General features: G+C 42.8%; 11 protein-coding genes. All 11 read left to right on the top strand.

Annotation, left to right across the window (positions count from 1 at the left end):
* Positions 1 to 28: 28 nt before the first annotated feature.
* The 11 genes from recG to ACWODM_RS05870 all read left to right on the top strand — a co-directional run bounded on the left by recG (position 29) and on the right by ACWODM_RS05870 (position 15288).
* A complete protein-coding gene (recG, locus tag ACWODM_RS05920; protein WP_455320457.1) occupies positions 29 to 2053 on the top strand; it encodes an ATP-dependent DNA helicase RecG in 2025 nt (674 codons plus the stop codon).
* 49 nt (positions 2054 to 2102) lie between these two features.
* Positions 2103 to 3104: a phosphate acyltransferase PlsX gene (gene plsX / locus ACWODM_RS05915; protein ID WP_455320456.1), complete on the top strand. Its 1002-nt coding sequence runs from the start codon at positions 2103 to 2105 to the stop codon at positions 3102 to 3104.
* Between the two features lie 131 nt (positions 3105 to 3235).
* Positions 3236 to 3478, top strand: a complete 243-nt coding sequence (acpP, locus tag ACWODM_RS05910) for an acyl carrier protein (protein WP_455320455.1) — start codon at positions 3236 to 3238, stop codon at positions 3476 to 3478.
* Positions 3479 to 3891: 413 nt separating this feature from the next.
* On the top strand, positions 3892 to 4899 hold the full coding sequence (locus ACWODM_RS05905) for an ABC transporter ATP-binding protein (protein WP_455320454.1): 1008 nt from the start codon (positions 3892 to 3894) through the stop codon (positions 4897 to 4899).
* Positions 4900 to 5844: an ABC transporter ATP-binding protein gene (locus tag ACWODM_RS05900; RefSeq protein WP_455320453.1), complete on the top strand. Its 945-nt coding sequence runs from the start codon at positions 4900 to 4902 to the stop codon at positions 5842 to 5844.
* Positions 5844 to 6800: an oligopeptide ABC transporter permease gene (opp4B, locus tag ACWODM_RS05895; protein WP_455320452.1), complete on the top strand. Its 957-nt coding sequence runs from the start codon at positions 5844 to 5846 to the stop codon at positions 6798 to 6800. Before ACWODM_RS05900 ends, opp4B begins: the two co-directional genes overlap by 1 nt.
* A gap of 14 nt (positions 6801 to 6814) precedes the next feature.
* Positions 6815 to 7732 (top strand): ABC transporter permease, encoded by a 918-nt coding sequence (locus ACWODM_RS05890; RefSeq protein WP_455320451.1) that lies wholly within the window; start codon positions 6815 to 6817, stop codon positions 7730 to 7732.
* An 18-nt stretch (positions 7733 to 7750) separates the two neighbouring features.
* Positions 7751 to 9523 (top strand): ABC transporter substrate-binding protein, encoded by a 1773-nt coding sequence (locus ACWODM_RS05885; RefSeq protein WP_455320450.1) that lies wholly within the window; start codon positions 7751 to 7753, stop codon positions 9521 to 9523.
* 665 nt (positions 9524 to 10188) lie between these two features.
* Positions 10189 to 10881: a ribonuclease III gene (gene rnc, locus ACWODM_RS05880; protein ID WP_455320449.1), complete on the top strand. Its 693-nt coding sequence runs from the start codon at positions 10189 to 10191 to the stop codon at positions 10879 to 10881.
* A 9-nt stretch (positions 10882 to 10890) separates the two neighbouring features.
* Positions 10891 to 14466 carry a chromosome segregation protein SMC gene (gene smc / locus ACWODM_RS05875; RefSeq protein WP_455320448.1) on the top strand — a complete coding sequence of 1192 codons (3576 nt, stop codon included), beginning with the start codon at positions 10891 to 10893 and terminating at the stop codon, positions 14464 to 14466.
* Positions 14467 to 14478: 12 nt separating this feature from the next.
* On the top strand, positions 14479 to 15288 hold the full coding sequence (locus tag ACWODM_RS05870; RefSeq protein ID WP_455320447.1) for a Cof-type HAD-IIB family hydrolase: 810 nt from the start codon (positions 14479 to 14481) through the stop codon (positions 15286 to 15288).
* The last annotated feature ends 14 nt before the right edge of the window (positions 15289 to 15302 follow it).

Here is a 15302-nt window from a genome sequence, read left to right as displayed (position 1 = left end):
GCTCTTTTTGAAGAAGGGAGGAAGGAGCATGTTGCAGCAATCAGTGACTGTTTTAGCGGGTGTCGGAGAAAAACGCGCGCAAAATCTGGCGGAGTTAGGGATCGAAACGATTGAAAATCTGTTGACCTACTATCCTTTCCGTTATGATGACATCCAGGAGCGGAATTTAGCTGAGATCAATGATCAGGAGAAAGTAACGATCAAAGGAACGGTGGTATCGCCGGCAGTCGTCAGCCGTTTTGGTTATAAAAAATCACGTTTGCAATTTCGAATGATGCAAGACCACGATGTCTTTAATGTTTCCTTTTTTAATCAACCTTATTTAAAAGACAAAGTCGAAGTGTCAGAAGATATCGCTGTGTATGGAAAATGGGATGCCAAACGCAAAGCATTGATGGGCATGAAGATTCTTGGAGACAATAGTCAGGGGGATTTTGCCCCGATCTATCATGTGAACAAATCAGTTCGTCAAGGCACCTTGATCGATCTGATTCGTCAAGGCTTTGAAAAGTACGGAGACGATGTGGAAGAAAATCTGCCGTTGAGTTTACTGGAAAAATACCGTTTGCTATCAAGAAAAGCAGCGATGTATGCCATGCATTTTCCAGAGGATCGCGAGCAGCATCATCAAGCCAAGCGACGGGTAGTTTTTGAAGAGTTCTTTCTTTTTCAAATGCGAATCCAAGGATTGAAGCAGGCAGAAAAAGCAGAAAGCAATGGGATTGCGGTGCTCTACGATGTGGAGCGCTTAAAAAACTTTACGCATTCCCTACCTTTTGAGCTAACTAAGGCACAAAAGCGTGTCACCAATGAGATCTGCCATGACCTGCGTAGCCCCAAACACATGCAGCGTTTGTTACAAGGGGATGTCGGAAGTGGCAAGACGGTCGTGGCGGCGGTCGCTTTGTATGCGGCAGTGACTGCAGGATTTCAAGGAGCACTGATGGTGCCGACAGAGATCTTGGCACAGCAGCATCTCGAGAGTTTGAATCAGCTTTTTGATCCACTAGAGATTCGGACAGCCCTGCTGACAGGTTCAACGAAAACTAAGGAACGCCGACTGATTTTGGAAGAGCTGGTCAATGGCGAGATCGACGTGATCATTGGTACCCACGCACTGATTCAAGAAGGCGTGGATTTTGCCAACCTCGGTTTGGTGATTACCGATGAGCAACATCGCTTCGGTGTCAATCAACGACGCGTGTTAAGAGAAAAAGGCTTCAAGCCAGATGTCTTGTTTATGACTGCTACTCCGATCCCGCGTACCTTGGCAATCACGGCTTATGGTGAAATGGATGTGTCGATCATTGACGAAATGCCAGCTGGACGAATCCCGATCGAGACCCGCTGGATCCAACCGCCACAGCTCGAACAGGTATTGGAATGGACCTACAAGGAATTGGCTACCGGGCATCAAATGTATGTGATTTGTCCGTTGATTGAGGAATCAGAAATGTTGGATGTCCAAAATGCAACGGCGATCTATGAAGAGCTTCAAGATTTTTTTGCTCCAGAATTTAACGTCAGCTTGTTACATGGGAAAATGAAAAATACAGAAAAAGACGCGATCATGGAAGCATTCAAAAACAATCAAAGTCAAGTATTGGTCTCTACAACAGTAATCGAAGTAGGTGTCAATGTACCAAATGCCACGATCATGCTGATTATTGATGCGGATCGTTTTGGTTTAGCTCAATTGCATCAATTGCGGGGACGTGTCGGACGTGGTGCGGAGGCTTCTTATTGTATTCTGGTCGCGAATCCTAAGAATGAGACAGGAAAAGAGCGGATGAAGATCATGACTGAAACAACGAATGGTTTTGTCGTGAGTGAAAAAGATCTGGAGCTTCGTGGCCCGGGGGAAGTCTTTGGGTTCCGTCAATCAGGTCTGCCAGAATTTGCGGCTGGGGATTTGGTCGCAGATGCACATATCTTAGAAGTTGCCCGGACAGAAGCGCAGCAGCTTTGGCAAAAGAAACAGTGGCAGCTGTTGCCGGAATATGCGGCCTTAGCGGAGCATTTGGAAAAAGCAGAAAAGCAATTTTTCGATTAGCAGAATATGCTATACTAGGAACGAATAAGAGAAGGGAGTGCATACACGCATGAGAATTGCCGTAGATGCCATGGGAGGCGACAATGCGCCTCAAGCAATTGTAGAAGGAGTAATGATCGCTCGAAAAGAATTTCCTGATATTGAGTTTCAATTATATGGAAAAGAAACAGAAATAAAAAAATATGTGACCGATGATAAAAACATCAAAATCATCCACACTGATGAAAAGATCGCCAGTGAGGATGAACCAGTCAAAGCGATTCGGCGCAAGAAACAAGCTTCGATGGTCTTGGCGGCCCAAGCAGTAAAAAGCGGCGAGGCGGATGCGATTTTTTCAGCAGGTAACACGGGTGCGTTGCTGGCAGCAGGTCTCTTTATTGTAGGTCGGATCAAAGGGATCGAGCGTCCAGGCTTGATGTCCACCATGCCAGTGGTTGGCGAAGACAAAGGATTCGACATGCTGGATCTTGGCGCGAACGCAGAGAACAAAGCCGAGCATTTGCTTCAGTACGGTATCTTGGGTACCTTCTATGCACAGAATGTTCGCGGGATCGCGAAACCTCGTGTTGGACTGCTGAACAACGGAACTGAAGAGACTAAGGGTAGTGAAGTAACGAAAAAAGCCTTTGAACTACTGGAAAACGATCCAGATATCCATTTTGTTGGAAACGTTGAAGCGAGAGAAATTTTGAATGGCGTTGCTGACGTAGTTGTGACAGATGGCTTTACGGGAAATGCTGTACTGAAATCAATCGAGGGAACGGCATTGAACATCATGAGTTTATTAAAAAAATCGATCTTAGGTGCAGGTGTCAAAGGGAAACTCGGTGCACTCTTGCTGAAAGACGCCTTGAGAGGCTTAAAAGATGAGATGGATTATGCCAAGTATGGTGGGGCTGTTTTATTTGGTCTAAAAGCTCCTGTGATCAAGACACATGGATCAACAGGACCTGAGGCGGTTGCTACCACGATCCGTCAGATCCACACGATGCTGGAGACGGATGTAGTCGGCAAGTTGGTTCATAAATTTGAAGAACAAAGCGCGAAATAAAGCGATCGTGTAACGAGAATGCAATCATTGTTACGAAAATGCAAAAAAAGGCTAGACAAATAGCAAATAAAATCGTAGAATATAGCGTAGTTCTTTTTAAGATTGGATCAAAAGCGTGGAGGTGAAGGCAATTGATGCGTGAAGAAGTATTTACGAAAGTAGCCAATGTGATCGCCAACCACTTTGAAGTGGCAGCAGATCAAGTGAATGATTCCATGAGTATTAAAGACGATTTACATGCGGATTCTATTAGTGTGATGGAATTTGTCCTAGAATTAGAAGAAGAGTTTGGGACAGAGATTTCTGATGAAGATGCAGAACAAATCCAAACAGTCGGTGCCGCAGTCGACTATATTACTAGCCATTCAGCTTAGACATGATAAGATGATTGAACTTTCTTACAGAAGGTTTCAATCATCTTCTTTTTGATTCTGTTTGTAGGGGCGTTCTGACAAAGCTGTTTAGGAACCTCCTTTTTGGGTGATTAAAGCAAAAGTTAGTAGTCGTGATACTTTTGATAGAAAATGATTATAGAAAAATTTTTTTATCGAGGTCGAAGACTGATTTGACAAGAATCTGCATTATGTTTGTTCAATAAAATCCTTTTTGAGGAAAGACAAGTTCATTCTAATGCTTGCAAATCAATACCTCATTCTATATAATTATTAAGAAAATATTATACTACCTTGAGAAAATAGGGGGAATTCCCTTTAAAATGGGGTGTTCTCGCGATTTTTTTTCGAATATTTTGAATGGCAACTTTTAAAATCAGAGAGGGGAAAAGAGATTGTCAGCAGATAATCAATTATTAGATGTTCAAAATCTGCATACCAGTTTCCGGATCAAAGACGAGTACTTTGATGCTGTAGACGATGTGTCTTTTACACTAAATCGCAATGAGATCTTAGCGGTCGTAGGAGAATCTGGTTGTGGAAAGAGTACCCTAGCAACAACGATCATGGGTCTACACGATCCATTGAACACAAAAATCACTGGGGAAATACTTTACAAAGATTTGAACCTATCCAACTTAAACGAAACACTTTACAACAAGATTCGAGGCAATGATATTGGGATGATCTTCCAGGATCCATTGTCTGCATTGAATCCTTTGATGCGAATTGAAGACCAAATCAAAGAAGGTTTGTCTTATCATACATCTATGTCACCTGAAGAACGTCAAAAACGTGCAATCGAGCTGTTGAATCAAGTCGGAATCCCGAATCCTGAACGTGTGGGTCGTCAATATCCTCATGAGCTTTCAGGTGGGATGCGTCAACGTGTGATCATTGCGATCGCCATTGCGTGCAAACCACCGATCCTGATTGCGGATGAACCGACCACTGCTTTGGATGTAACGATTCAGGCGCAAATTTTAGACTTGCTGAAAGACCTCCAAGAAGAAACAAAATCCGGTATTATCCTGATTACCCACGATTTAGGTGTTGTTGCGGAAATGGCGGATCGCGTAGCTGTCATGTATGGTGGTCAATTTGTTGAAGTGGCTACTGCAGAAGAGCTTTTCAGTAATCCACAACATCCGTATACACGTTCACTCTTGAATTCTGTTCCACAAGAAGACGATCAAGAGAGTGAATTGCATGTGATCGAAGGCGTCGTTCCGTCGTTGAAAAACATGAAACGTGACGGCTGTCGTTTTGCACCACGGATTCCTTGGATCCCTGAAGAGGCGCATGAAGAGAATCCAACTCTCCATGAAGTGGCTCCGGATCACTTGGTCCGTTGCACGTGCTACAAGCATTTCCATTTTAGAGACGAAGAAGGAGCAGTTTAAATGTCGGAATTTATCACAATCAACAATTTAAAAGTTCATTATCCGATTCGCAGCGGCTTTTTCAATCGTGTCACTGACTATGTGTATGCCGTAGACGGTGTAGACTTTGTCATTGAAAAAGGGAAAACCTATGGACTGGTTGGCGAATCAGGTTCTGGAAAATCAACGACTGGAAAAGCGATCGTTGGTTTGGAAAAAGTAACAGATGGTGAGATCCTTTATGAAGGAAATGACATCACCAAAAGCTCTGTTCGTAAAAAAATGAATTACAACAAAGATGTTCAAATGATTTTTCAGGACTCCATGTCTAGTTTGAATCCTAAGAAGCGTGTATTGGACATTATCGCTGAACCTTTGCGTAACTTTGAACGCCTGAGTGATCAGGAAGAAAAAACGCGCGTGAAAGGTTTGCTAGATATCGTTGGGATGCCAGAGGATGCACTTTACAAATATCCACATGAATTCTCAGGCGGTCAGCGTCAGCGTTTGGGCGTGGCTCGTGCCGTTGCTTCTAATCCGAAACTGATCGTTGCCGATGAGCCAGTTTCAGCCTTGGACTTGTCTGTTCAGGCGCAGGTATTGAACTTTATGAAACGAATCCAGGAAGAATTTGGTTTGAGTTATTTATTTATCTCCCATGACTTGGGTGTCGTCAAACACATGTGTGACAACATCGCAATCATGTACAAAGGTCGTTTTGTGGAGATTGGTAGCAGAAAAGATATCTATACGAATCCGCAGCACATCTATACGAAGCGCTTGCTTTCTGCGATTCCTCAGATCGACGTGAAGAACCGGGAACAACACAAGGAAACACGTCGTTTAGTTGAACAAGAATACACAACCAACCACAAAGACTACTTTGATGAAGTCGGTCGTGTCTACGACTTATCTGAACTGACTAGTACACACAAAGTAGCATTGAAAAACGGGGGTGTAAACTAATGTGGAAAACAATTCTACGTCGTTTGATTTTTATGATTCCTCAAGTGATTATTTTAAGTATTTTGATTTTCTTGATCGCACAAGCGATGCCGGGGGATCCCTTTACTGGATTGATTAATCCAAACCAGGATCCGGCCGTGATCGAAAGAATGCGTGAAACAGCCGGTTTGAATGATCCGTGGTACGAACAGTATTTCCGTTGGGTCGGGAATGCTTTGCAGGGTGAATTTGGGAGCAGTTTCTTATATAAATTACCCGTAGCAACCTTGATCGGTAATCGGATTAGCAATACCTTGTGGATGTCTTTGTTGACCGTCATTATTACTTACCTAATTGCTGTTCCTTTAGGGATGCTTGCAGGTAGATATCAAGATTCATGGTTAGACAAAACGGTGGTTGTATACAACTTCTTCAGTTTTGCTGTACCATTGTTTATCTTTGCGTTGATCACTTTGTTTATTTTTGGTTATCGTTTGGGTTGGTTCCCAACAAGCGGATCTGTTGCGCCAGGGGTTGCAGGAATGGATAGATTCTGGAGCCGGCTTTATCATATGATTTTGCCGTCAATTACCGGAGCGCTATTGTCGACTTCAGTGACGATCCAGTATCTGCGTAATGAAGTCATCGATTCAAAATCTCTAGATTACGTCAAAACAGCTCGTTCTAAAGGGGTACCGACAAACCGCGTATTTTCTCGACATATCTTTAGAAATGCCGCTTTGCCGATTGCTTCCCAGATGGGTTATGAGATCACTTCTCTGATTGCGGGTTCTGTAGTTATTGAACAGATCTTCTCATATCCAGGAGTCGGGAATTTGTTTATTGACAGTATCGTCCAACGGGATTATTCAGTCATTACGGCCTTGACCTTGATTTTAGGAATTGCTTCATTGGTAGGGACATTGCTTTCTGATATCATCATGAGTATTGTCGATCCAAGAATCAGAATTCAGTAGGAGGGGATAGAAAAATGGCTGAAAAGAAAGAAAAAGACTTGATGCAGGAAAGTATCCCACCTATGGGATTTAGAATGATCGTTCGTGAATTTTTGAAAGACAAGATGGCGATCTTCTCTTTGGTTCTGCTGGTAGCAATTCTATTGTTCGTATTTATTGGCTCTGTGATCCTAGATCAGGATCAGGTCATGTATGTCAGTATCTTGGATAAGTATGCACGTCCAGGCTCGATCTCTATGAATGGCACCCAATATTTGCTGGGAGCAGATGAAGGTGGTCGAGATATCTTTGGACAATTGATTATAGGTGCAAAAAATTCTATCCTAATCGGTTTTTCGATCACGATCATTACATCGATCGTTGGGGTAGGTTTAGGGATTATTTCTGGTTATTACGGTGGTCTGATCGACAACATTTTGATGCGTATTGTTGATTTCATCATGATTTTACCGATCATGCTGATCATCATCGTTTTTGTTTCGATCATTCCTCGTTACACGATTTGGTCATTTATTTGGATCATGAGTGCCTTTTATTGGGTAGCAAAAGCACGGCTGTTCCGCAGTAAAACCTTGTCAGAAGGTCGTCGTGATTACGTAAGTGCATCAAAAACATTAGGAACAAATGATTTTGTGATCATGTTCCGCGAGATTATGCCTAATTTGAGCTCATTGATTATCACAAACTTGACAATGAACTTTGCGGCAAATATCGGTATTGAAACGACCCTGACTTTCTTAGGTTTTGGTTTACCTTCCAATGTACCGAGTTTGGGTACACTGATCGGTTTTGCAAGAAGTGGTGACGTGTTGGTTAATAGACAATGGATTTGGTTACCTGCATCGATTCTTATTTTAGTTTTGATGTTGAGTATAAATTATGTTGGTCAGGCATTAAAGCGTTCAGCAGATGCCCGTCAACGATTAGGATAAAAAAAGGGAGGATATAGAATGAAAAAATCAGTTCTAGGTACAATCACTTTGCTGTCGGTTTTAGCTTTAGCAGCATGTGGCAATGGCGGCACATCATCATCAGATGGTGGTAATGATGCAACACAAACTGAAGACATCACAGGACTACCGATCGAGGTAGAAAATGATGAAGACACAGTCGAAGCGGGCACACTAGAAGTCGGCGTAGTAATGGATACACAATTCCAGGGGTTATTCTTAACAGAATTCTACAAAGACAACTATGATGCACAATTCATGCTTCCAAGTAACGAAAGTTTGTTCTTAACAGATTCAGACTTCAAGATCGTAGACGGCGGTGCAGCAAATCTGGAATTAGATCCAGACAACAACACAGCAACGGTTACTTTACGTGACAACCTAAAATGGTCTGATGGTGAAGACGTAACAGCAGAGGATGTAATCTTCTCTTACGAAGTCATCGGTCATGCAGACTACGCAGGTATTCGTTATGATGATAACTTTACAAATATCGTTGGTATGGAAGAATACAATGCTGGGAACGCAGAGACAATCTCTGGAATTACAGCAGAAGACGACAAAACAGTAACGATTCAATACAAAGAAGTTCACCCAGGTATGTTGCAAGCAGGTGGCGGTGTGTATTCATCAGCTTTACCAAAACATACATTTGAAGGTATCGAAGTAGCAGACATGGAATCAAGTGACGCACTTCGTAAAAACCCAGTGGTCTTTGGTCCTTACTACATGACAAACATCGTTCCTGGTGAGTCAGTAGAATATGTACCAAATGAATACTACTACGATGGTCAACCACCATTGGACAAATTGGTATTTAGAAGTGTAACTAGTGCTGCAAGTGTAGAAGCAATGAACTCAAAACAATATGACTTATTGCTTTCAATGCCAACAGACACTTACCCTAACTACAAAGAAATTGATGGATACCAAGTATTAGGTCGTCCAGAACAAGCCTATACTTACCTTGGTTTCAAACTAGGTAAATGGGAAGATGGAAAAGTAGCTTACGATGAAAATTCTAAAATGGCTGACAAATCATTGCGTCAAGCAATGGGTTATGCTTTAGACAACAATGCAGTCGGTGAGCGTTTCTACAATGGTCTACGTTCAAACGGAACAACCTTGATCCCACCAGTATTTGGTTCTCTGCATGATGAAACATTGGAAGGCTATACGCTAGATCTAGATAAAGCCAACCAATTGTTAGATGACGCTGGTTACGAAGACGTAGACGGCGACGGTATCCGTGAAGATAAAGATGGTAACCCATTGACAATCAACTTTGCTTCTATGGCAGGTGGCGAAACTGCCCAACCATTAGCGGACTACTATGTGCAACAATGGAAAGAAATCGGCTTGAATGTAGAATATACAACTGGTCGTTTGATTGATTTCCAAGCATTCTATGACAAATTGGAAAACGATGATCCAGAGATCGATGTTTACCAAGGTGCATGGGGTACAGGTTCTGATCCTTCTCCAACCGGTTTATATGGTCCAAATTCAGCATTCAACTACACTCGTTTCGAATCTGATGAAAACACTGAATTGTTAGCAGCGATCGACTCAACAGATTCATTTGACGATGCAAAACGTAAAGAAGCGTTCGACGCATGGCAAGCATATGCAGCAGACGAAGCATTTGTTATCCCAACTCTTTACCGTAATGAATTGTTGCCAATCTCAAATCGCGTAAAAGACTTCACTTGGGCTTATGACGCTGATCATAATCCATGGGCAACAGTTTCTGTTACTGCAGAAGCTCGTTAAGAACCATTTGTTTTTTAGGTAATCAAATCAGAAAGAAGACGGCTACGGCTGTCTTCTTTTTTTGCTTCACTATGAGAACAGCTTGATTCAGACAGCATGGACTTTCCACCATTTAAAGTTGAGTCACTTCACTACACAATGAAGTCTGCTTTTGTCGACCGTGAGACCACCTTGAGCCTAAAGTCTCAAGCTTGACAAGCTTCAAACTGGGACTAATCGCTGAAGCGGCCAGTCCCAGTAATTCACATTGGCTCTTGGACACGGTGACGTCGCAGCCTTATTGTTTCGTTCCGTTTCACTGATTATACATGAGCATTCAATTTTAACGAAACTTACTTGATCAAAAAAGATTTTTTCAGCGTAACGGAGAGCAGGGCTTGCGTTGTCGCCGTGTGTAGAATTCAATATGAATTAGAGTCAGTTGCCGATTTTATTGGCTACTGACTCTTTGAAGAGTGAAAGTCGTGAGACTGCAGGCTCACGTCGGTTCCACGGCTGACCTAAAGCAAGCCCTGCTTGCAGTGAAGCGTTGCTAGACAAAATCAACTGTAAATAGTAGCTATTTTTCAAAGAAATATTAGTGAATCCGTGACAATCATTTCCTAATTAACTAAAAAACAGTATAATGTAAGAGTGTCAATAAATAGAAAAAAGGAATGGATCGAATGGACAACCAATTAGTAACCGAATTAAAGGAACGTTTTGATATTGTTTTCCATGATGTCAGTTTGCTTGAACAGGCATTTACCCATTCATCTTATGTGAATGAGCACCGTAATCTGCATTTGTCAGACAACGAGCGTTTAGAGTTTTTAGGCGATGCTGTCTTGGAGCTCTTGGTTTCAAGATACTTGTACAAAGAGTTTCCTACAGTGCCGGAAGGTCGTTTAACAAAATTACGTGCGGCAATCGTCAGAGAGGACAGCTTGGCTAAATTTGCGAAAGAGTGTCACTTTGATCAGTATATTCGGCTTGGAAAAGGTGAAGAGAACTCAGGTGGGCGCAAGCGAGCGTCTCTACTGTGTGATTTGTTCGAATCTTTTTTAGGAGCCTTGTACCTAGACCAAGGATTGAAAATCGTTCATGAATTTTTGAGAAAAGTTGTTTTTCCTCAAGTAAAAGCAGGTGCTTTTTCACATGAGATGGATCACAAAACTCGTTTGCAGGAAGTCCTGCAGCGTGCAGGAGATGTCGTGATTGATTACCGACTGGTCAAAGAAGAAGGACCCGCTCATGAACGTCTTTTTTGGACAGATGTCTTTTGTGATGGGCAGTTGATCGGTAAAGGACATGGAAAATCAAAAAAATTAGCAGAACAGGATGCAGCAGCTAATGCGCTGATCCATCTTGAAAAGTGAGGAACCCAAGTGTATTTAAAACGAATTGAATTAGCGGGCTTCAAATCCTTTGCTGATCGAACAGTGATCGATTTTGAGAACAGCGTGACCGCTATCGTTGGGCCAAACGGAAGTGGAAAAAGTAATATAACCGAAGCGATTCGCTGGGTTCTGGGCGAGCAGTCTGCCAAAAATCTGCGGGGAGGTAAGATGCCAGATGTGATTTTTGCTGGTTCGGAATCCCGCAAGCCACTAAATATCGCTGAAGTGACCGTCGTTTTGGATAACACGGACAGCTATTTACCAGTGGATTACAGCGAGATCAGTGTAACTCGTCGTTTACGTCGGACAGGAGAGAGTGATTTTTTCCTGAACAAGCAGGCCTGCCGTTTACGAGACATTCAAGAATTGTTTATGGACTCTGGTTTAGGGAAAGAGTCCTTTTCCATTATTTCTCAGGGGAAAGTTGAAGCGATCTTTAGCAGCAAACCGGAGGATCGTCGGGGAATTTTTGAAGAAGCTGCCGGTGTTTTGAAATACAAGCAGCGAAAAAAACAGGCTGAACAAAAACTATTTGAGACCGAAGACAATCTGAGCCGAGTGCAAGACATTATCTATGAACTGGAAGATCAGCTGGAACCATTGGCTGAACAAAGCAAGACGGCTCAGCTGTATTTGGAGTTGAAAGAAAGCTTTACTCAGATCGATGTGGCTTATGCTGTCGCTGAGATGAATGAAGCAAAAGGAATCTGGGAAGAGACAAAAAAAAATCTCGAACAACTAGAAGAGCAGTTAACAGCGATTGCCCAAGCCATCCATCAAGAAGAAACCGCCTTACAGACGATGCGCTTGCATCGTAGCGATCTGGATCAACAGCTGGAAGAAGGCAATCAGAAGCATCTACGTTTGGTAGAGGCCTTGAAACAGGCTGAAGGGCAACAGGAAGTACTCTTGGAACGCTCAAAACATACTCAAAAAAGTAGTCAAGAGTATCAAGAAAACCTGGAAGAAGTGACGCAAAAACTGCAGGAGCTGGAAGACGAAAAATCTCAATTGATCGTGGAACTGTCCAAAAAAAATGGTGAAGTCCAGCAGCTCGAAAAACAGATCGTGCAAACTGAAAATGACTTACTGCGTTATCAAAAAACAACCAAGGAGCTGATCGAAGAGCTGCGAGGGCAATACGTCGATCATCTTCAGGAGCAAGCCAATATCGGCAATGAGTTAAAATATCTGGAACGTCAGCATCAGCAAGAAATGGCAAAAAATCAACACGCGTTGGAAAAACAGGCGACAGTGACCGCCGAGATCACTGAAAAGGAAAGCCAGCTTCAGACAGTCGATGAGGCATTGAAGACAGAGAAACAAACCTTGTCTGAGCAACGTAGCTTTTATGTTCAAACACAAGAACAAGCCAAGCGACATCAACAGCAATTCATTGATGCTCAGAAAAAAATGTATCAGCTGATGAATGAATTACAACAAGTCCGCGCGAGGCAGAAAAGCTTGCAGGACATTCAGGAAAATTATACCGGTTTTTATCAAGGGGTACGCTTAGTCCTACAGCATAAGCAGTCGCTACAAGGAATTCGTGGAGCAGTTGCCGAGCTGATTGAAGTCCCACAGGAATATACCGTAGCAATCGAGACCGCTTTGGGAGGTGCAGCACAGCATATCGTGGTCGAACAAGAAAGCGATGCTCGTGCAGGAATCACTTTCTTGAAGCAACAGCGGGGCGGTAGAGCAACCTTCTTGCCTTTGACGACGATTAAGCCAAGAAAAGTTTCCGAAGCTGTACGGCGCCAAGCAGAGACGGTTGACGGTTTCTTAGGAGTAGCTAGTGAGCTGGTCGATTATGCTGAAGAAGTCCGTAGCATCATGGAAAATCTGTTAGGACCGATACTGATCGCCAAGGATTTGAATAGTGCCAACCAATTGGCCCGAACCCTACAGTTTCGTTATCGGGTCGTTTCCTTAGAAGGAGATGTCATGAATGCGGGAGGATCAATGACTGGTGGAGCCACGAAACGAGGCAATCAAGGGAATCTCTTTGGGCAGACCACTGAACTGCAACAGTTGAAAACACAAGCCGAACAGCTGGATCAACGATTGAAGGCAACGGAAAAACAAGTCCAGCAATTTGATTCAGCGGCCAAAGAAGCCCAGACGGCTTTGGAGCAATTGCGCCACTCTGGTGAGAATGCCCGTATGAAGGAGCAAGAACTTTCCAGCAAGCAGCAGCATCTGCAAACAGAGCTGGATCGTTTGAAAAAAGAACAACAAATTTTTGCTTTTGAAAATCGAGAGGTTCAAACCTTCCTGGAAGAATACAATGAACAAAAGGAAGAATTGCTTTATAAACAAAAAATAGTCGAAAAAGACTTAGAAAAAATCAACCAAGAGATTCAGGAAATAGGTGCGCAAGAAGATTTGATCGAAGAAAAACGAGCCGTTCTTAGCCAGGAATTGACCGAGTTGAAGGCGCAATTTGCTGTCAACAAAGAGCAGGTCGCACACTTGCAGCAAACCATTGCCAGTGTCTCGCAGAACGAAGCAGAACAAACGACTCGCAAGGAATCTCTGGAAAGACAGTTAGCGGCATTGTCCTCCAATTTTTCAGATCACGAACTGTCAGAGGAAGCTTTGCAAAAGCAAGTGACTGATTTACGTGAAGGCAAAGACCAGCTACAACAGGAACTGCAAGAAACTAGAGAAGAACGTTATCGTCTGCAGCAGGAAATCGCTCAAAAAGATGAGCAGTTGAGTCAGTGGAACAATCAGCAAAAAGAAACACTGAATCAGAAGACCAAGGTAGAGGTTGAGAAAAATCGTGTCGAAATCATCTTGGACAACCGCCTGCATTATTTACAAGAAGAATACCATTTGACTTTTGAAGCCGCTGAAACGATGTATCCAGTCGTAGAGAAAACAGAAGAAGTCAAAAAAGAGATCCAGCATTTGCGTCGACGGATCGAAGGCTTGGGACCTATTAATTTGAATGCGATTGAGTTGCATCAACAGATCAGTGAGCGTCACCAGTTCCTAACTAGTCAAAGAGACGATCTGCTGGCTGCTAAGGGCCAACTCTTTGACACGATGTCAGAAATGGATGAAGAAGTAAAAACCCGTTTCAAAGAAGTCTTTGAAGGCATTCGCCAAAAATTCAAAGTCGTTTTTCCCAATATGTTTGGTGGTGGACGTGCCGAACTGGTCTTGACCGATCCAACTGATCTATTGAACACAGGGATCGAGATCGAAGCACAACCGCCAGGTAAAAAGTTGCAAAGTCTAAGTCTGCTTTCCGGAGGAGAACGAGCACTGACGGCAATCGCTTTGCTTTTCTCGATCATCCAGGTTCGTCCAGTACCATTTTGTGTGCTGGATGAAGTGGAAGCAGCGTTGGATGAGGCCAATGTCCTACGATTTGGGCATTATTTAAGAACCTTCCAAGACGAGACACAATTCATTGTTGTCACGCATCGGAAGGGAACGATGGAAGCAGCCAATGTTTTATATGGTGTAACGATGGAAGAGTCGGGAGTTTCCAAAATCGTTTCTGTTCATTTGGAGGATGTTTCAGAAGAAGGACAATTCATAAAACAATAAAAGGAGATAGTTATGATCAAATTAGTTGCAATCGATTTAGATGGAACATTGTTGGATGGAGAAAAGAAAATTTCACTGCGTAATAGAGAGATCCTAAAACGTGCCAAAGAACAAGGAGTGAAAATTGTTTTGTGTACAGGTCGTCCATTACGGGCGATCGAGCAGTTTTTAGTAGAGTTGAATTTGCAGGAGCCGGGAGACTACAGCATTACCTTTAATGGTGGTCTTGTTCAAAAAAATGATACCGGTGAAGTGATGGAACAGGCAGCCATGCACCTGTCAGACATCCAGTCATTGTCAGAATTGGCGAGAGAATTGGATCTACCAATGGATATCGTTTCTGATGATACCAGCATTCTTTTGAATACTTCAGAAAAGAACTTATCAATTTATCCTGAGATCAATCCTGTGTTGAAGGTTGAAAATTCAACAGTTGAGGAGCTGGTCGAAAACCGTTTGTACAACAAGGTCGTTGTTGCCTACGATCAGGAATATCTGGATGAACAGATCAAAAAAATCCCAGCAGAAGTTAGAGATCGTTACGAAGTCATCAAAACACGCAACAATTTACTAGAATTCATGCCGAAAGGAATCACCAAAGCCTATGGAATTTCTCTATTGGCCAAGGATTTAGGTATCGAAGCCTCTGAAGTGATGTGTATTGGTGACGAAGAGAACGACCTGCCAATGATCGAATATGCAGGAATCGGTGTAGCGATGAAAAATGCCATCGAACCGGTCAAAGCAGCAGCCGATGTGATTACGGATTCCAACGAAGAAGACGGTGTGGCTAAAGTAGTAGAGAAATATGTCTTAAATTAAGAGACCGAAAAAAT

It is taken from the genome of Enterococcus olivae (genome assembly GCF_053760925.1).
This window is presented reverse-complemented; position numbering and strand designations above follow the sequence as displayed.